Annotated in this window: 21 protein-coding genes; 17 read left to right on the forward strand and 4 right to left on the reverse strand. The window is 68.5% G+C overall.

The genetic code is table 11. The annotated features are described in order from the left end of the window. The first annotated feature begins 22 nt into the window (after positions 1 to 22). On the forward strand, positions 23 to 436 hold the full coding sequence (locus tag Ato02nite_RS26840) for a hypothetical protein (RefSeq protein ID WP_213009395.1): 414 nt from the start codon (positions 23 to 25) through the stop codon (positions 434 to 436). A 62-nt stretch (positions 437 to 498) separates the two neighbouring features. Continuing rightward, positions 499 to 1,293, forward strand: coding sequence for an EI24 domain-containing protein (locus Ato02nite_RS26845; protein WP_213009396.1), 795 nt, complete (start codon positions 499 to 501; stop codon positions 1,291 to 1,293). Here the strand turns inward: Ato02nite_RS26845 and Ato02nite_RS26850 are convergent. The 3 genes from Ato02nite_RS26850 to Ato02nite_RS26860 form a co-directional block, all read right to left on the reverse strand. Continuing rightward, positions 1,258 to 2,268 carry a LacI family DNA-binding transcriptional regulator gene (locus Ato02nite_RS26850; RefSeq protein ID WP_213009397.1) on the reverse strand — a complete coding sequence of 337 codons (1,011 nt, stop codon included), beginning with the start codon at positions 2,266 to 2,268 and terminating at the stop codon, positions 1,258 to 1,260. The two genes, Ato02nite_RS26845 and Ato02nite_RS26850, sit on opposite strands and share 36 nt — an antisense overlap. 4 nt (positions 2,269 to 2,272) lie before the next feature. Further along, a complete protein-coding gene (locus tag Ato02nite_RS26855; protein ID WP_213009398.1) occupies positions 2,273 to 3,697 on the reverse strand; it encodes a GH1 family beta-glucosidase in 1,425 nt (474 codons plus the stop codon). 111 nt (positions 3,698 to 3,808) lie between these two features. Beyond that, positions 3,809 to 4,573: a maleylpyruvate isomerase family mycothiol-dependent enzyme gene (locus Ato02nite_RS26860; protein ID WP_213009399.1), complete on the reverse strand. Its 765-nt coding sequence runs from the start codon at positions 4,571 to 4,573 to the stop codon at positions 3,809 to 3,811. A 68-nt stretch (positions 4,574 to 4,641) separates the two neighbouring features. Between Ato02nite_RS26860 and Ato02nite_RS26865 the strand changes: the two genes are divergently transcribed. Further along, positions 4,642 to 5,706, forward strand: a complete 1,065-nt coding sequence (locus Ato02nite_RS26865) for a UDP-N-acetylmuramate dehydrogenase (RefSeq protein ID WP_438873075.1) — start codon at positions 4,642 to 4,644, stop codon at positions 5,704 to 5,706. A gap of 43 nt (positions 5,707 to 5,749) precedes the next feature. Here Ato02nite_RS26865 and Ato02nite_RS26870 read toward each other — a convergent pair whose 3' ends face one another. Continuing rightward, positions 5,750 to 6,256: a CAP domain-containing protein gene (locus tag Ato02nite_RS26870; protein WP_213009401.1), complete on the reverse strand. Its 507-nt coding sequence runs from the start codon at positions 6,254 to 6,256 to the stop codon at positions 5,750 to 5,752. 381 nt (positions 6,257 to 6,637) lie between these two features. Here Ato02nite_RS26870 and Ato02nite_RS26875 point away from each other — a divergent pair, with 381 nt between their 5' ends. The 14 genes from Ato02nite_RS26875 to Ato02nite_RS26940 all read left to right on the forward strand — a co-directional run. Next, complete coding sequence (locus Ato02nite_RS26875) at positions 6,638 to 7,336, forward strand: response regulator transcription factor (protein WP_020513053.1); 699 nt, start codon at positions 6,638 to 6,640, stop codon at positions 7,334 to 7,336. 64 nt (positions 7,337 to 7,400) lie between these two features. Beyond that, positions 7,401 to 9,785 carry a chemotaxis protein CheW gene (locus tag Ato02nite_RS26880; RefSeq protein ID WP_213009402.1) on the forward strand — a complete coding sequence of 795 codons (2,385 nt, stop codon included), beginning with the start codon at positions 7,401 to 7,403 and terminating at the stop codon, positions 9,783 to 9,785. Between the two features lies 1 nt (position 9,786). After that, positions 9,787 to 10,224, forward strand: a complete 438-nt coding sequence (locus Ato02nite_RS26885; RefSeq protein ID WP_203812089.1) for a chemotaxis protein CheW — start codon at positions 9,787 to 9,789, stop codon at positions 10,222 to 10,224. After that, positions 10,224 to 11,096 carry a hypothetical protein gene (locus Ato02nite_RS26890; RefSeq protein WP_213009403.1) on the forward strand — a complete coding sequence of 291 codons (873 nt, stop codon included), beginning with the start codon at positions 10,224 to 10,226 and terminating at the stop codon, positions 11,094 to 11,096. Before Ato02nite_RS26885 ends, Ato02nite_RS26890 begins: the two co-directional genes overlap by 1 nt. A 13-nt stretch (positions 11,097 to 11,109) precedes the next feature. Beyond that, a complete protein-coding gene (locus Ato02nite_RS26895) occupies positions 11,110 to 12,291 on the forward strand; it encodes a protein-glutamate methylesterase/protein-glutamine glutaminase (protein ID WP_213009404.1) in 1,182 nt (393 codons plus the stop codon). Further along, positions 12,288 to 13,133 (forward strand): CheR family methyltransferase, encoded by an 846-nt coding sequence (locus Ato02nite_RS26900; RefSeq protein ID WP_213009405.1) that lies wholly within the window; start codon positions 12,288 to 12,290, stop codon positions 13,131 to 13,133. The genes Ato02nite_RS26895 and Ato02nite_RS26900 overlap by 4 nt, the downstream gene beginning before the upstream one ends. Before the next feature lie 16 nt (positions 13,134 to 13,149). Further along, the gene (locus tag Ato02nite_RS26905; protein WP_246607441.1) at positions 13,150 to 13,527 is read left to right on the forward strand and encodes a response regulator; all 378 of its coding nucleotides are present in this window, start codon (positions 13,150 to 13,152) and stop codon (positions 13,525 to 13,527) included. Beyond that, entirely contained in the window at positions 13,524 to 14,012 is a 489-nt protein-coding gene (locus tag Ato02nite_RS26910) for a chemotaxis protein CheX (protein ID WP_213009407.1), read from the forward strand. Before Ato02nite_RS26905 ends, Ato02nite_RS26910 begins: the two co-directional genes overlap by 4 nt. Next, positions 14,009 to 14,371 carry a response regulator gene (locus tag Ato02nite_RS26915; RefSeq protein WP_203812095.1) on the forward strand — a complete coding sequence of 121 codons (363 nt, stop codon included), beginning with the start codon at positions 14,009 to 14,011 and terminating at the stop codon, positions 14,369 to 14,371. The genes Ato02nite_RS26910 and Ato02nite_RS26915 overlap by 4 nt, the downstream gene beginning before the upstream one ends. 7 nt (positions 14,372 to 14,378) lie before the next feature. Next, positions 14,379 to 14,867 carry a hypothetical protein gene (locus Ato02nite_RS26920; RefSeq protein ID WP_213009408.1) on the forward strand — a complete coding sequence of 163 codons (489 nt, stop codon included), beginning with the start codon at positions 14,379 to 14,381 and terminating at the stop codon, positions 14,865 to 14,867. A gap of 168 nt (positions 14,868 to 15,035) precedes the next feature. Continuing rightward, complete coding sequence (locus Ato02nite_RS26925; protein WP_213009409.1) at positions 15,036 to 15,587, forward strand: flagellar hook assembly protein FlgD; 552 nt, start codon at positions 15,036 to 15,038, stop codon at positions 15,585 to 15,587. Positions 15,588 to 15,621: 34 nt separating this feature from the next. Beyond that, positions 15,622 to 16,884, forward strand: a complete 1,263-nt coding sequence (locus tag Ato02nite_RS26930; RefSeq protein ID WP_213009410.1) for a flagellar hook protein FlgE — start codon at positions 15,622 to 15,624, stop codon at positions 16,882 to 16,884. A 203-nt stretch (positions 16,885 to 17,087) separates the two neighbouring features. Beyond that, positions 17,088 to 17,372, forward strand: coding sequence for a flagellar FlbD family protein (locus Ato02nite_RS26935; protein WP_213009411.1), 285 nt, complete (start codon positions 17,088 to 17,090; stop codon positions 17,370 to 17,372). Then, the coding region (locus Ato02nite_RS26940; RefSeq protein ID WP_369076927.1) for a motility-associated protein at positions 17,372 to 17,646 on the forward strand (275 nt) is incomplete at its 3' end. The genes Ato02nite_RS26935 and Ato02nite_RS26940, both read left to right, overlap by 1 nt.

The raw sequence follows: 17,646 nt of genomic DNA on the forward strand, positions 1-17,646 counted from the left end.
TAAATCCATCTTTATCGGACTGGTGGCCCTCGGCCTGCCGATCTCCGTGGCGATCGGCTGGACCCTGGCGACCCCCACTCGTGGTCCCTCCTCCATCGGCGCGCCCGGCGGCACCGGTGCTCTCGGCAACGCGGCCGGCAACGGTGCGGTCGGCGCGGCCCCGGAACGAGCCGCCGCTCGTCCGGTCACCACGGTGAAACTGTCGGCGCGGCCTACTCAATCGGCCGCTGCGGCACTGCCACCGGCCACGGCACCGTCGGCGGCGCCCACCGCCACCACGGCGCCACCGGTCATCCCGACGACGACGGCGTCCACCCTGCCGCCGCCGCTGCCGCCGCTGAACGAGCCACCGGTGCCGACTCCCACCGAGATCACGGTGCCGACCGGGTCGGCGAGCGCCTCGGCTTCGGCCGATCCCAGTGCCGCGGCGGGCTGATCTGGCGGCATGCTGATCTGGCGGCATGCTGATCTGGCGGGCAGGCAATAAGCTCCCGGATCGTGACCGCTGTTCGGCAGTTCCTGCAGGGCGCCGCCCTGCTCGCCCGTGGCCTCGGCCTGATCCTGCGCAGCCCTCGGCTGCTCGTGCTCGGCCTGATACCCGCGGTGATCTCCGGCGTCCTCTACACGGCCGGCCTGGTCGCGCTGGTCGACTTCCTGCCGCGGCTGTCCCGCGGCGTCACCTGGTTCGCCGACGACTGGGCCGAGGGCTGGCGTGACCTGGCCCGGGTGCTGGGCGGGGCCGGCCTGCTCGGAGTGGCCGTGCTGCTCGGCATCCTCACCTTCACGGCGGTGACGCTGCTCATCGGCGACCCGTTCTACGAGCGCATCTCGGAACTGGTCGAGGACCGCTTCGGCGGGGTGCCCGACGAGGTCGAGGTGACTTTCTGGCAGTCACTGCGCCGCAGCCTGGTCGACTCGCTCCGGCTCATCGGGCTGTCCATCCTGTTCGGACTCCCGCTCTTCGTGCTCGGGTTCCTGCCGGTGGTCGGGCAGACGGTGATCCCGGTGCTGGGCGCGATGGTCGGCGGCTGGCTGCTCGCCGTCGAGCTGACCGGCGTGCCGTTCCAGCGGCGCGGTAAACGACTGGCCGCCCGGCGGGCCACGCTCAAGGGGCAGCGGCCGCTCGCGCTCGGCTTCGGCGTGGCCGTCTTCTGCTGCTTCCTGATCCCGCTCGGCGCCGTCCTGCTCATGCCGGCCGCGGTGGCCGGTGGCACCCTGCTCGCTCGGACCGCACTGGGTCACCCGACCGCGGAGCCGTCACGCACTCTCGCGGATCACCAGCTCGGTCGGTAGCACCACGGCGTCCGGCAGGTGCGGCTCGTCGTTGATCAGGCCGAGCAGCTGGCGGGCCATCGTGCGGCCCATCTCCACGATCGGCTGGCGCACGGTGGTCAGCGGCGGCTCGCTGTAGCGGCTGATCTCGAAGTCGTCGAAGCCGATCACCGCGACATCGGCGGGCACCCGGCGACCGGCGTCCTTGAGGGCGGTCAGTGCGCCGTGCGCCATCATGTCGGAGGCCACGAAGACCGCGTCGAGGGCCGGGTCGTCGTCGAGCAGCTTGCGCATCGCCAGCATGCCGGACTCGCGGGTGAAGTCGCCGATCTGCACGTGCTGGGCGAGACCGGCCTCCTCGAGGGTGGCGCGGTAACCGGCGAGCCGATCGATGCCGGCCACCATGTCCTGCGGGCCGGCGATGGTGGCGATCCGGCGGCGGCCGGCCGCGACCAGGTGACGCACCGCCGAGCAGACGCCGCCGAAGTGGTCGACGTCGACGTACGGCACGGCGGCCTCGCCGATCGGGCGGCCGCTGCAGACCACCGGGATGCCGAGCCGCACCAGGGTGCCGGGCAGCGGGTCGGCGCCGTGCATGGACGCGAACATGACGCCGTCCACGTGACCGGCCACGGCATAACGCTCGACGCGGTCGTGGCTCTTGGCCGAGCCGGCCATCATCAGCACGAGTTGCTTGTCGGCGGCCTCGAGCTCGCCGCCGACGCCGCGGATGATCGCCGGGAAGAAGAGATCGTCGGAGAAGACCCGGTTCGCCGTTTCCGGCAGGATCAGCGCGATCGACTCGGTGCGTTGGGTCACGAGGCTGCGGGCGGCCTGGTTCGGCACGTAGCCCAGCTCCTCGACGGCCCGGGTGACCGCCTCACGGATGGAGGCGGCCACCGATGTCGAACCGTTGACGACTCGGGAAACGGTCGCCCTGGACACTCCGGCGCGTCGCGCCACCGCCTCCAGGGTCGGTCGTTCCCGCGTCACCACCAGGTCACCCCTCGCTCTCTCCCGGCTCGGCGATGCCGTTGCGGCGGATCACCTCCCGGTACCACTTCGCGCTGTCCTTGAGCCGCCGCTCCTGGGTGGCGTAGTCGACGTGCACGATCCCGAAGCGCTTCGCGTACCCCTCGGCCCACTCGAAGTTGTCCATGAGCGACCAGACGAAGTATCCACGCAGATCGACTCCGGCCGCCAAGGCATCATGGCAGGCCCGCAGGTGGCCGTCGAGATACTCGATGCGTCGGGTGTCGTGCACTTCCCCGTCGGCGCCCGGGCCCTCGGGGTATGCCGCGCCGTTCTCGGTGATCAGCATCGGGGTGCCCGGGTAGTCGTCGTGGATGCGCTTGAGCAGGCGGGTCAGGCCGGACGGCTCGATCGGCCAGTTCATGTCGGTGACCGGGCCGTTCGGTGCGCGGAACGCGATGCCCTCGCTGCCGGGCTGGTCCGGTGCGGCCGGCTCGCCGGGCTTCGCCGAGACGTACGACGGCATGTAGAAGTTGACGCCCAGTACGTCGATCGGGGCGTTGATGGTGGCGAGGTCGCCGTCCTGGATGTAGGACAGGTCGGTGAACCGGGCCATGTGGGCCAGCATGTCGGCCGGGTATTGCCCTTTCAGCAGCGGATCGAAGAAGACCCGGTTGGACAGCCCGTCGATGATCCGGACGGCCTCGCGGTCGGCCGCGTTGTCCGGGTCGACCGGGAAGACCGCGGACGGGTTGAGCGTGATGCTGACGCTGCGGGCGCCGGCCGAGCGCAGCGCACGAGCCGCCAGGCCGTGGCCGAGCAGGAGGTGATGCACGGCCGCGAAGGTCGCCGCCGGGTCCTGCTTGCCGGGCGCGTGCCGGCCGCTGGAGTAGCCCAGGTAGGCCGAGCACCACGGCTCGTTGAGCGTGGTCCAGGTGCCGACCCGGTCGCCGAGCCGGCCGTAGACGATCTGGGCGTACTCGCCGAAGGCCTCCGCGGTGAGCCGGTTGGCCCAGCCACCGAGGTCTTCCAGGGTCTGCGGCAGATCCCAGTGGTAGAGCGTGACCACCGGGTCGATGCCCTTACCGAGCAGTTCGTCGGTGAGCCGGTCGTAGAAGTCCAGACCCTTGACGTTCACCGGGCCGGTGCCGTCGGGCTGGATGCGCGGCCATGCGATCGAGAACCGGTACGACGCGAGACCGAGATCTGCCATCAGCGCCACGTCGTCGACGTAGCGGTGGTAGTGATCGCAGGCCACGTCGCCGGTGTGCCCGCGGTAGACCCGGCCCGGCTCACGGCTGAAGGTGTCCCAGATGGACTCGCCGCGACCGTCTTCCCGCGCCGCGCCCTCGATCTGGTACGACGCGGTGGCCGCGCCCCAGACGAAGCCGTCGGGGAAGGTGATCCCGGCGAGGGCCGGCTGCGCCGACGTGGACGTGACGGTTGCCGTCATGCGTTCCCCGCTTCCTGGTGTTGCGAAGTGTGTTCGCGAAGTCACTTAACCGGTTAATCATAGGGGCCCAAGTGGCCAGCACGAACCGCCGGTAAGACGAATTTAAACGGGTCAGCCGGTCCGCAAGGCCGAGATCAGGCGAGGATCACCGGTCACTACCAGGCGTTCCATCCGCAACCGGCCCATCAGGGCGAGCAGCAGGTCGCTGGCCGGGCCGGTCGCCTGAGCCCGCGCGTGATGGTCGTCGGAGTCCAGAATCGTGCTGGTGTCGAGCAGCGACACCCCGGCACCGCGCAGCCGCACGAACCACTCGTAGCCCGCGTCGCCGGCCACCAGGTGCACGACGCCGTGCAGGTCGGTGGGGCCTTTCCGCCGGCCGGCCGGCAGCCAGGTGTCGAGCACCTCGCTCACCCCGTCGGCCGCCAGCTTGGTCTCGATCGGCGTGGGGCGGCCGGCCGCGGCCTCCGCATCCCAGCGGTGCACCGAGACCTCGTGGGCCATCCGGCGGTGCCAGAAACCGGCCTGCTTGGCCTGCGGCGCCCAGTTCCACGCCGGGAAGTCGGCCTCGACGGCCTCGAGGGTCTCGATCGTGCCGGTCAGCTCGCGGCGCAGCTCGTCGAGCGCGACGTCCCACTCGGGGCGCTCGCCCTGGCGCACCGGCGCGGTGGTCGGGCCGCTGGTGACGCCGCGCGGCACCGTCTCGCGCACCCAGTGCATCAGGGTCGTGATGTGCTCGACCAGATCGGCGCAGGTCCAGCCGGGGCAGTGGGGCACCTCGGCGGACGGGCCGGCCTGCGCCACCGCGTCCTGCAGCGCGGGGCTGTCGGCCCGAAGGGCGGCGAGCCAGAACTCCTTGGTCGCGTGCAGCCTGTTCATCGCGATTCTCTCCCACTCCATCGGACCGCCGATGAGTGCCCCGGCGCCTTGAGCCTAGGGTGAACGTCGTGCCTGACGTTAGTCGCGACCGCCAAACCGACGCACCCGCGAATTCACCCCTCGCGGCGTACACGACGCTACGCCTCGGGGGCGAGCCCGGCACCTTGACGGTAGCCGCCGAAACGGACCAAGCGGTCACTACCCTGCGTAATGCCTCGGCCGAGGGTCGCCCGGTCCTCGTGCTGGCCGGCGGCAGCAACGTCGTGATCGGCGATGCCGGCTTCGCCGGCGAGGTGCTGCTGCTGCGCGCCCGCGGCATAGAGGTGGTCGGCCAACAGGCCGGGACCATCACGGTACGGGTCGCCGCGGGCGAGGTCTGGGACGACTTCGTGGAGTACGCGGTGACGAACGGCTGGTCCGGCCTCGAGTTCCTGTCCGGCATCCCCGGTTCGGCCGGCGCCACCCCGATCCAGAACGTCGGAGCGTACGGGTCGGAGGTCGCCGACACGATCGTCGCCGTGCACGCCTACGACCGGGAGCAGGACACCGTCCGGGCGATGTCGGCCGCCGAGTGCGCCTTCGCGTACCGCTCCAGCGTCTTCAAGTACAGCGACCGCTACCTGGTGCTGCACGTCGACTTCCGGCTCGCGGTCGCGGACGAGTCGGCGCCCATCCGCTACGCCGAGCTGGCCCGCAGCCTGGGCACCGAGGCCGGCGACCGGGTCTCCCTGCGCCAGGCCCGCGACACCGTGCTGAAACTGCGCGCGGGCAAGGGCATGGTGCTCGACCCGGACGACAGGGACACCTGGTCGGTGGGTTCCTTCTTCACCAATCCGGTGGTCACCGCCGCGCGCTGGGCGTCACTCGGGCTGGAGCAGGCGCCGCACTGGCCCGGCCAGGACGGCAGCGTCAAGCTCCCGGCGGCCTGGCTGATCGAGCACGCGGGCTTCCCGAAGGGCTTCGCCGGCGACGGCGTCTCGATCTCCACCAAGCACACCCTGGCGCTGACCAACCGCGGCGACGGCACGACCACGGCCCTGCTCGACCTGGCGAGGACCATCCGCGACGGGGTCCTCGAGAAGTTCGGCATCGAGCTGCACCCGGAGCCGGTCCTGATCAACTGCGAACTGTGAAGGTCTTCAGTCCGGTCAAGGAGGTGGCGGGGCCGGTGGTGGTTTACTCGTAGCCGAAGACCTGGGTGTAGTACGGCAGGCCGTTGTTGCCGTAGGCGACGCCGGTGCCGATCGAGCGGGCGCTGCAGTTGAGGATGTTCTCCCGGTGGTCCGGGCTGGCCATCCAGGCGTCCAGTACCTCCTCCGAGGTGCGGTAACCCCAGGCGATGTTCTCGCCGGACGGCTGCGCGTAACCGGCCGCGTGCGAGCGGGCCACGAACGTCGTGCCGTCCTTCCATACGTGGGTGAACTGGCCGGTCCGGGCCATGTAGAGGCTCTGCCGGATGGAGGCGATGGTCAGTTCCAGGTCGACGTCGAGCTTGCCGCACCCGTTGGCCCGGCGTTCCTGGTTGGTCTTCGTCACGACCTCGGACATCAGCTGGGCCGGGGTGAGCGCGGCGGCCGGCGCGTTCGCCGGGAGCGGTGGTGCCGGGACTCGGGCCTGGGCCGGCGTTCCGACCGCGAGCAGCGCCGTGGGCGCGGCTGCGAGCAGGGCGAGACGTCGTAACACCAGTGCCTCCCGGGTCCGGGTGGGGCCGAGTCGCCCACCTAGGTATATCGCAGCCGTTCTTTGGGCGTATGTCCCTTATTTGGCGGAAACCGGTATCGGCGTACGCAAAAGTGTCAGGCTGGTGGGATGGCCGAGTGCGTCGGCCCGTCCCTCGATTCCGGAAACGTGCGGACCGCCCCCGCTGGCCGGATAGCCCGCTAAACTGTCACTGTCCGTAAATAGACCGTGACATCACGCTATCGTGGCTTTGCGCGGTTAAATCCGTTGCCCGCTGTCGTGCGAGCAACGCCGAGCAAGACGCTGACTTCTTCGACGGGCCGCCTCCGGTGAGCCCGGCGGACAGCCGTGTGCAGCGAGGGGTGGGGCCAGGGTGAGGACACGATGAGTCGCCTTCTCGTCGTCGAGGACGACCCGGACATCGCGCTCGCCCTACGGCTGCTGTTCAGCCGGGCGGGCTACGAGGTGGCACATGCCGGTGACGGCCGTACCGGTCTGAAGGAGGCGTACGCCGAGCATCCCGATCTGGTGGTGCTCGACGTCGGCCTGCCCGAGATGGACGGCTGGCAGGTGCTCGAGCGGCTGCGCGACGTCTCCGACGTACCGGTGCTCGTGCTGACCGCGCACGGCCAGGAGGCCGAGAAGGTACGCGGCCTGCGCGGCGGTGCCGACGATTACCTGACCAAGCCGTTCGCCAACAACGAACTGCTCGCCCGGGTCGAGGCGCTCCTGCGCCGCTCCTCCAGCGGGCAGAACAGCTGGGCCAGCCAGGTCTACGACGACGGGCTCGTGCACCTCGACCCGACCAAGCGCCGGGTGTACGTCAAGGGTGACGAGAAACGGCTGACCCCGACCGAGTTCCGCCTGCTCAATGCGCTGGTTCGGCACGCCGGCGCGGTTCTGAGCCCCAATCAGCTGCTGACTCAGGCGTGGGACGACCCGACCGGTATCGGTCAGGAACGCGTGAAATTTGCCGTACTGCGGCTGCGGCGCAAGCTCGGGTGGTCAGACCCGGACGAATCGCCCATCGAATCGGTCCGAGGATTCGGCTACCGCTACCGCCGCCCCGGCGGCGAGTCCTGATTGCTCAGGTGACGGATGCAACCGTCGATGAGAGCTGTGGAAGCCGAGCAGGAGGTAAGTAAGCGTGGAAGACCTTGGTGAAATCGTTGCTGAATTCCTTCTGGAGAGCCACGAGAACCTGGACCAGATCGACCGCGACCTGGTCGCCCTCGAGCAGGAGCCGAACTCCCGGGATCTGATTTCCCGGATCTTCCGGGCGATCCACACGATCAAGGGCACCAGCGGCTTCCTGGCCTTCAGCAGGCTGGAGAAGCTCGCCCATGGTGGTGAGTCACTGCTCTCCAAGCTGCGCGACGGCGTGCAGCCGGTCACCCCCGCGACGATCACGGTCCTGCTCGCGATGATCGACGGGGTCCGGTCGATCCTCTCCTCGATCGAGGAGAACGGCACCGAGAACGACGTCGACATCGACAGCATTCTCGCCCAGGTGCACGCGCAGATGAACGCCGGCGAAGCGGCGGCCGAGGCCGCGGCCGCGCCGGCCGCCGAGGCGCCCGCGGAGACCGCGGAGACCGCGGAGACCGCGGCCGAGACGCCGGTGCCGCTCGAGGAAGCGCCGCCCGCGGTCCGGCCCGAGCCCGAGCCGGTCGAGGAGCAGCGCAAGCCGATCGGCGAGCTGCTGGTCGAGTCGGGCGGCGCGCAGCCGCAGGACGTCGGTTCGGCGCTGGCCCAGCAGCTCGAGGGGGACGAGCGCAAGCTCGGCACGATCCTCCTCGAGGAGGGTAAGGCCAAGCCGGCCGCCGTCAACGAGGCGCTGCAGCAGCAGGCGCCGAAGCGCAGCATCGCGGACAGCGCGATCCGGGTCGACGTCGACCTGCTCGACACCCTGCTGAACATGGTCGGCGAGCTCGTCCTGGCCCGGAACCAGCTGGTCCGGGGCGTGATGGAGATCGGCGACGCGACCCTGGTGCGCAGCGCGCAGCGGCTCGGCATGATCACGAGCGAGCTGCAAGAGGGCATCATGAAGACCCGGATGCAGCCCATCGAGCACATCTGGTCGAAGCTTCCCCGAGTCATCCGGGACCTGAGCAACTCGCTCGGCAAGAAGGTCGAGCTGGTCATGCAGGGCAAGGAGACCGAGCTCGACCGGAGTCTGCTCGAGGCGGTCAAGGACCCGCTGACCCACCTCGTGCGCAACGCGGTCGACCACGGCATCGAGGACCCGGAGCGCCGGATCGCGGCGGGCAAGGGCCCCGAGGGCACGCTGACCCTGCGCGCTTACCACGAGGGCGGGCACGTCGCGGTCGAGGTCGCCGACGACGGCGCAGGCCTGGACGTGGATCGCATCGCCCAGAAGGCCGTGGAGAAAGGCCTGCTGCGCGCGGAACAGGTCCCCAACATGGACAAGCGCGACATCATGGCAATGGTCTTCCAGCCGGGCTTCTCCACCGCTGCCAAGGTCACCAACGTGTCCGGCCGCGGCGTGGGCATGGACGTCGTGAAGACCAACATCGAGAACATCGGCGGCGCGGTCAGCGTCGACTCGACGCCCGGCGAGGGCACGGTCTGGCGGCTCACCATCCCGCTGACCCTGGCCATCATCCAGGCACTCACCGTCGACTGCGGCGAGCAGCGCTACGTCGTACCCCAGGTTGCGGTCTTGGAATTGGTCTTCATCGACGGCAATTCCACCAAGATCGAGTACGCCTCCGGCGCGCCCGTCTACCGGCTGCGCGGCAAGCTGCTCCCGCTGGTCCGACTGGACCGGACGCTCGGCCTTGACGTCGGCGGCGACCAGGGTGTCTACATCATGGTGCTGCAGGCCGACGGCCGCCGGTTCGGCCTGGTCGTGGACCGGGTGCTGAACACCGAAGAGGTCGTGGTCAAGGCCCTCAACAGCCGATTCAAGGACATCGGGCTGTACGCCGGCGCCACCATTCTGGGCGACGGCAAGGTCGGCCTGATCCTGGACGTGTCCTCGCTCGCCCGGCGTAGCCACCTGACCGCCGACGCTGATCGGAAGAGTCTCGAGGGCTCGTCGCGGGCCAACGCCGCCGCCGGCACCGGAGAACGGCTGCTGGTCACCGCGGTCGGTGAGCGGCGGGTCGCGATCCCGCTGGATACGGTCACCCGGCTCGAGGAGTTCCCGCGCGAGCGGATCGAGCACGCCGGCTCCCGCGAGGTCGTGCAGTACCGCGGGCAGATCCTGCCGCTGGTGCGGCTGTCGCACCTGCTCGGGGCGTACGGCGAAGAGCCCGAGGGCGACACCGTGTCGGTGGTGGTCTACAGCGAGGGCGGTCGCAGCGTGGCACTGGTGGTCGACCGGATCGTGGACATCGCCGAGAACTCCACCACGGCCCGCCGGGACGCGGAGGAGGACGGCCTGGTCGGCACCGCGGTCATCCAGCAGCGGGTGACCGAGCTGCTCGACGTCCGCCGCGCGATCCTCGCCGCCGACCCGAACTTCTACTCCGACCTGGAGAACGACGAGATGCTGGTGGAGGCCTGAGATGGCGAGCCGACAGTTCGCCACCTTCGAGGTGGCCGGTCAGCTCTTCGGCGTCGAGGTGGACACGGTGCAGGAGGTGCTCTCGTACAACGAGTACACCCCGGTGCCGCTCGCGCCGCCGGCCGTCGGCGGGCTGTTCAACCTGCGCGGTCAGGTGATCGCGGCGGTGGACCTGCGGGTCCAGCTGGGCATGGCCCGTAAGGCGCTGCAGGGCCCGGTGATGAACGTGATCCTGCGCGGCGACGGTGAGCCGGTCAGCCTCCTGGTCGACAAGATCGGCGAGGTGGTCGACCTGGACGACGAGCGGTTCGAGCCGCCGCCGGACACGCTCAGCGGGCCGACCCGGGAGCTCGTGGTCGGCACGTTCAAGCTGGACGGACGGCTGATGCTGGCCCTCGACGTCAACCAGGCCGTCGACACGTACCGCGCAACCACCTGATGTACAGCCTGGTCAGCGCCCCGGTGCTCGGCTTCGACCTGACCCGCCTGGCCGGCGGGTCGGCGACGGCCGAGGTGGTGCTGCGTGGCCTGCGGTTGCAGAAGGACGATCTGCACGTCCTCGCCGACCGGCTGCCGGACGAAGGAATCCGGGGGCCGCTGTGGGTGGAGGTGGAGAGCGCGGCGCGCCGGATGCCGTCGCTCAAGGGCATGTCGAAGGAAGACCCGGCCGGCAGCCTGGCACTGGTCGAGCGGGCGCCGATCGGTTCGGTCGACGCCTTGCTCACCTGCCTGCGCTACGACGTGATGGCCTGGACCTGGTCCGGGACGGGCCGGGATGCGCAGCAGAGCGAGACGGCGGCGGCCGCCACGGCGCTGCTGTGTGATGCCGCGGTTGCCAGTTACCTCCGCGAGGTGCTGGACACCGACTCGCGCCGAATGCTCGGCGCCGGCTGGGTGTCGGCGATGCGCAAGCTGCCGACCGGCGCCCCGATCGACCTGGGCCCGCATCACTACGTGGTGTCGGCCCTGCTGGACCGGCTGCGCTCGCTGCGGTCCAAGGACGTGAACCGGCTCGCCACCTCGGCGGAGGATGCGCGCCGGAATGCGGGTGGCTGGTCCCCGGCCGTCCACTCGGCCTCCTGGGCCGCGTATCTCTCGGATCGGGTCCGCACCGCCGCCGCGGCGCAGATGCTGTTGGTACAGGCCGTCGATACGGCCGACATTCCGCTGGCCGACCGGGCCGGCGGGGTCTGGAACATGCTCAGCGGTGCGGTGCAGGCGCTGGTGGTACGTGACCTCTTGGACACCTCCACCGCGCATCGGCTACTCGCACCAGTAGTCGCGGCATTGGGCCCGGCGTGGCTCGGGTGAAGGAGGTGGTCGGATGATTACGGTGCTGGTCGTCGACGACTCGGTCGTGGTTCGTCGGCTCATCGTCGACGCCCTGGGCGGCGCGGAGAACATTGAGGTCGTCGGTACGGCCTCCAACGGTCTGCTGGCCCAGGCGAAGATCGATCAGCTCAAGCCTGACGTGATCACGATGGACATCGAGATGCCCCAGATGGACGGCATCGAAGCGGTCCGGGAACTGCGCAAGCGGCACAAACAGATCCCCGTGATCATGTTCAGCACGCTCTCCGCGGCGGGTGCGTCGGCCACTTTGGAGGCTCTCGCGGCGGGCGCGACGGACTACGTCACCAAGCCGAGCAACGTCGGCTCGGTGAACGAGTCCATCGCGGCGGTCCGGAGCGAGCTGGTCCCGAAGATCCATGCGCTGGGCGGTAAGCGGCGCGCGGCAGGTGCGCCGGCCGGTCCCCCCGGCCGTCCGGGTGCCGCCGCGCCGACCCGGCTTCGCCCGGGTGCCGCGCCACCGCGGGCGGGTCTTCCGCCGGCCGGGCCGCCCGGCCGTCCGGGCGCGGCGCCGGCCGGACCGCCTGCTCGCCCGGCCAAGCGGGGTACGCCCGGCGGGAAGGTCGACATCCTGGCGATCGGCTCGTCCACCGGCGGCCCGGACGCGCTCACCAGGGTGCTGACCGGAATTCCGGCCGACATCCCGGTGCCGATCGTGATCACACAACACATGCCACCCGTCTTCACCCGGATGTTCGCGGAACGCCTGGACCGCAGCACACCGCTGCACGTGGTCGAGGCCACCGACGGGATGGAACTGCAAGCCGGATGGGCGTACATCGCCCCCGGCGACTCGCATCTGGTGCTGCATCGCCGGGGAACGGCGACGCTGACGCAGCTCAGCAGCGCGCCGCCGGAGAACTCCTGCCGCCCGGCCGTGGACGTCATGTTCCGGTCCGTCGCGGCTCTCTACGGGGCATCTGCCTATGCCACCGTACTTACCGGAATGGGACATGACGGACGAGGTGGTGCGAAGGTGCTGAGAGACGCAGGTGCCGAGATATTGGCCCAGGATGAGGCCACCTCGGTGGTGTGGGGTATGCCGGGTGCCGTGGTCGGTGCCGGTTTGGCGGACGAGATCCTGCCGCTGGACCGGATCGCCGCGCACCTGATCAGCCGGGTGAAGACCGGCCGGTCGGCGGCGGTGGCGCGATGACTCTCTCGCAGGCCGAATTCACCTACGTCTCGACGCTGGTCCGCAAGGAAGCCTCGATCGTGCTCGCCCCGGGCAAGGAATACCTGGTGGAAGCGCGGCTGATTCCGGTGGCCCGGGCGGTCGGGGCGGCGAACGTCAACGAGTTCCTCGCCGACCTCCAGCGCCGGCCGAACCCGGCGAACCAGCGCCGGATCATCGACGCGCTCACCACCAACGAGACCTCGTGGTTCCGCGACCGGGAGCCGTTCATGGCTCTCACCGACGTGGTGCTGCCCGAACTGGTCAAGGCCCGTGCCTCGACCCGCAAGATCCGGGTCTGGTCGGCCGCCAGCTCGAGCGGCCAGGAGGCCTACAGCCTGGCCATCACGCTGCAGGAGAACCTGCCGCCGGGCTGGTCGTACGAGATCATGGGAACCGACATCTCCACCGAGATGGTCAAGCGGGCCGAAGCGGCCGAGTACAGCCAGGTCGAGGTCAACCGCGGCCTGCCGGCTCAGCAGCTGGTGCAGTACTTCGAGCGGGCCGGCGCGCACTGGCGGATCACCGCGCAGCTGCGCAAGAACGTCTCGTTCCGGCTGATGAACCTGACCGCGCCGCTGCCGGCGATGCAGCCCTTCGACATCGTCTTCCTGCGCAACGTCCTGATCTATTTCGATGTCGCGACGAAGCGGACCGTGTTGCAGAACGCGGCCAAGCTTCTCCGCCCCGACGGATGGCTTTTCCTCGGCGCGGCCGAGACGACCATCGGGATCGACGACAACTACGAGCGGGTGGCCGCCGGCCGCACCTCTGCCTACCGAGTCCGTAACGGGGTGCCCGCGGGCGCTCCGAGAAGGGGATGACGCCGCGATGCGCGCCATGGTGATCGACGACTCCCGCGCGATGCGCATGATCCTCAAGCGCATTGTCACGAAGCTGAACTTCGATGCGGTGGAAGCAGGCGACGGCAAGGAGGCTATCGACCTGCTCGCCGACATGCCCGAGGTGCCGGATCTGGCCCTCATCGACTGGAACATGCCCAACATGAACGGGCTCGAGTTCGTCATCCACGTCCGCGCCGATCCGCGTCTGCGGGAGATGACGCTGGTCATGGTCACCACTGAGAGCGAACAGAGCCAGATCGTGCGTGCGCTCGCCGCGGGCGCCCACGAGTACGTGATCAAGCCCTTCACCGAGGGCGCGATGATCGAAAAGCTGGCCCTGCTGGGCCTCGTCCCGACCGGAGCGAACTCATGAGTGTCGAAGTCGAGGTCAATGAGGACGACCTCGCCGAGATGGTAGGACAAGTCTGGGAGTCGTACCTGGATCCGGAGGGCATCAACCCGCTGATCCCGACGTACGACGAGCACCAGCCCTCTGAGGTGCATTCCTCGGTCTCCATCAACGGTTCCTGGACCGGGCATCTGGTCTACGCCTGCTCCACCTTGGCGGCTCGTCGCGCCGCTGCCGCGTTCCTGGCCATGGAACCGGACGAGGTGAGCGAGGACGACATGTCCGACGTGCTCGGCGAACTCGCCAACATCGTCGGCGGCAACGTCAAGGCGATGCTGCCGCCCGGCGCCCTTCTCTCCCTGCCCCAGGTTGTCCTGGCTCCCGAGTCGTCGGCCCGGTATCCGAATACCGAGCGGATCGGGGGCGTCTACGGCCTCTGGGAAGACGAACCCGTGTCCATTTCCATGTGGCATAGCCGCGCGGAGAACAGTGAGGAGGACGGCGCATGAAGATTCTCATCGCCGACGACAGTCGGGTCATGCGGCAGATCGTGGTCCGCACGCTGCGGCAGGCCGGCTTCGGGGACCACGATCTGATCGAGGCCACGAACGGCCGGGAAGCATTCGACATGACCAAGTCAGAGAACCCTGATCTGGTGTTGTCCGACTGGAATATGCCCGAAATGACCGGTATTGAGGTACTTCGTCAGCTTCGGGCAGCGGGTAACGCCGTGAAGTTCGGTTTTGTGACGTCGGAGAGCACGCCTGAGATGAAAGACCAGGCGGACGCTGCCGGTGCACTCTTTTTCATCGTGAAGCCCTTCTCGGCTGAGCGATTCGACGAGGTATTCGCTCCGATTTTGGGATGATTAAGACATGTCCGACGTATCGGTTCTTCCTGGCACAGTGGCCGTTCGCAACCTCTTCGAGGACCTGCTCGGCCGAGAAGTGACCGTCAGCCCCGGCGATCCGATCTCCGCTGAGGAGATCGCGACGGCGACGGTCGCGATTTTCACCGACACCGCACAGAACATCTACGGCGTCATGGGTATGGATCTCTCCCTGTCGGCCAACGCGGGCGCCGCGCTCGGCCTGATGCCGGCCGGTGCGGCCGAGGACAGCATCGACGAGAAGAAGTTGTTCCCCAACCTCGCCGAGAACGTCTTCGAGCTCTGCAACGTGCTGACCAGCCTGCTCAACCGGGAGGGTGGCCCGCACATCAAGATGTACCAGGTGGTCTACCCCGGCGATCCGCTGCCGGCGGACGCCCGGGCGCATCTGATGGCGCTCGGCCGCCGGGTGGACCTCCTGGTCGAGGTCAACCGGTACGGCAAGGGAAAGTTCAGCCTGTCTCTCGCGCCCTGACAGCTCCACCAGCAGAGAATGCATCGCGGGTCCGCTTCGGCGGGCCCGCGATTTCTTTTTGTTGAGCCTTCAGTCCGGTCAAGGAGGCGGCGGGGTTGTGGACGGCCTAAGAAAAAATTGGGGGCCGCCGAAGCTTAGGTCGAGCGAAGCAAACGGACAGGAGCTGTTATGACCTCGCCGACCTCGGGAATATCGGGAAATTCGGGTGTTACGGGAGCAAATGCCCCAACGCCCTCGAAGAGTATCGGGGACAAGGCAAAGGACCTTGGGGACAAGGACACCTTCCTCAAGCTGCTCGTGGCACAGCTCAAGTATCAGGACCCCAGCAACCCGGCCGACTCGACCCAGTTCCTGGCGCAGACCGCGCAGTTCACCCAGGTCGAGAAGCTCGGCGACATCGCCGACATGCTCAAGTCACAGCGCATGATCGGCGTGAGCAGCCTGGTCGGGCACGAGGTCACCTACATGGACGAGAACGGCGGCCGGCAGACCGGCGTCGTCTCGGCGGCAAAGCTCAACGGAGACAGCGAACCGATGCTTCGGGTCGGGAACACGGATGTGCAGCTGTCCAAGGTCATGGAAGTCCAGACACTGGGTCAGGCGACCGGCGGCACCGTCGCCACCGCTGGTCCCACCGGCCTCGCCGGTATGACCAGCCCGCCTGCGCCCAAGCCGGAGGCCGACAAGGCCAAGCCGGCATCCGGTCCAGCGACCGCCTGATCGGCCTTCCCGACTCCGCAAAGGACATCGATTCATGCTGCGTTCTCTCTACTCCGGCATCAGCGGCCTGCACGCGCACCAGCAGATGATGGACGTCACCGGTAACAACATCGCCAACGTCAACACCGTCGGCTACAAGGCGAGCACCGTGCAGTTCCAGGACACGCTCAGCCAGATGCTGGGCGCGGCCGGTGCTCCGCAGAACGGCCAGGGTGGCACCAACCCGGCCCAGGTCGGCCTCGGTGTGCGTAACGCCGGCATCCTCTCCAACTGGGCCCAGGGCTCGCAGGAGACCACCGGCCGATCCGGCGACATGATGATCCAGGGCGACGGCTTCTTCATCACCCGCAGCGGCGGCGAAAACCTGTACACGAGGGCGGGTTCGTTCTCCTTCGACGGAAACGGCCTGCTGACCACCGCCACCGGCGAGCCGGTGCAGGGCTGGACCGCGGAGGACGGCGTGGTCAACGCCGCCGGCAAGCCGGGTGACATCACGATGCCGCTGGGCAGCACGATCCCACCCAAGGCGACCTCGACGGTCACCCTCAAGGGCAACCTGAGCAGCGACGACGTCCCGAACTCGACGGATCCCGACAACTCCGGCCTGAACTACACCACGACCATCCCGGTCAAGGTGTACGACGCGCAGGGCGCGACCCACACGGTGACGGCGAGGTTCAGCCGGACGGCGAACGACAACGTCGCCGACACCTCGGCCTGGACGGTGGACCTCTTCGCGGAGGGCGCCGACATGACCACCGCCACCCCGATCGGCACCACGACGATGAACTTCGAGAAGGGCAAGTCGACCGACGGCGCCGGTGTGGCGAAGGATGAGCTGACACTCGGCGACTACACCGTCGACGTCGGTGACATCACCTCGTTCTCGGGCCTCTCCGACGCACGTGTCTTCGACACCGACGGCCAATCGGCCGGCGCACTGACGTCGCTGTCGTACACCGTCTCCGACACCGGCCAGATCATCGGCGTCTACAGCAACGGTCTGAAGCAAGTCCTCGGGCAGATCGCCATGGCGACCTTCAAGAACGTCAACGGTCTCGAGAAGACCGGTGACTCCTCGTACCGCTCGACGGTCAACTCCGGCTACGCCCAAGTGGGCCTGCCGGCCAGTGCCGGCATGGGTCAGGTCATCAGCGGCGCACTGGAGATGTCGAACGTCGACCTCGCACAGGAGTTCACCAACCTGGTCATCGCCCAGCGGGGCTTCCAGGCGAACTCCCGCGTCATCACGACCTCCGACGAGCTCCTCCAGGAGCTCGTCAGCATGAAGCGCTAGCACCACCAGCAGTAGTCCGGCCGGCGGCCGGGACGGGCACTCACGTGCCTGTCCCGGCCGTCCGTTTTTAGCCGAACGGCTGCACCCGTAGTGCGACCGGTTGGATCTCATCAGCAACCGTCAAGTCGCCGAAGTTACATGTGAAAGCGGGCCACGGACGGCCTACCAGCCAGGACCACACCACCACCCAAGGACGGATGTAAGTGATCCTCGTAACTCGCCTAAACGGTGCCGTGTTCGCCCTGAATCCGGACCTGATCGAGCGTGTGGAATGCACGCCCGACACGGTCGTAACGCTGGTCGACGGCACCAAGTACATCGTCGCCGAGTCCGTGCCCGAGTTCATCGACTCGGTTCGCCACTACCGCGCCTCGCTTATCGCCCAAGCGAGTCGCCTAGAGGCTGAGCCTGCGCCAGTTGCCATGTCGTCCACGGACGACCAAGACCACGACGCCAAGGTGCTTCCGCTGCACCGGAAGGAACGCTGATGGACATCTCAACCATCGTCGGTGTAGTTGTTTCACTGATCATCGTCTTCACCGTTCAGATCCTCGAGGGCGGCTCACCGGCCTCCATCATCCTGATCCCCTCGATGCTGCTGGTGTTCGGCGGCGCGTTCATGGCCGGTATGGCCGGTGGTGTGCTGAAGGACGCGACCGGCGCCGGCAAGCAGCTCCAGAAGGCGTTCCTGGCCAAGGTCACCCCGCCGACTCAGCTGGTCGAGAACGTCGTGAAGCTGGCCGAGCGGGCCCGCCGCGAGGG

It is taken from the genome of Paractinoplanes toevensis (genome assembly GCF_018332695.1).
In the GTDB taxonomy this organism is placed as follows: Bacteria; Actinomycetota; Actinomycetes; order Mycobacteriales; family Micromonosporaceae; genus Actinoplanes; species Actinoplanes toevensis.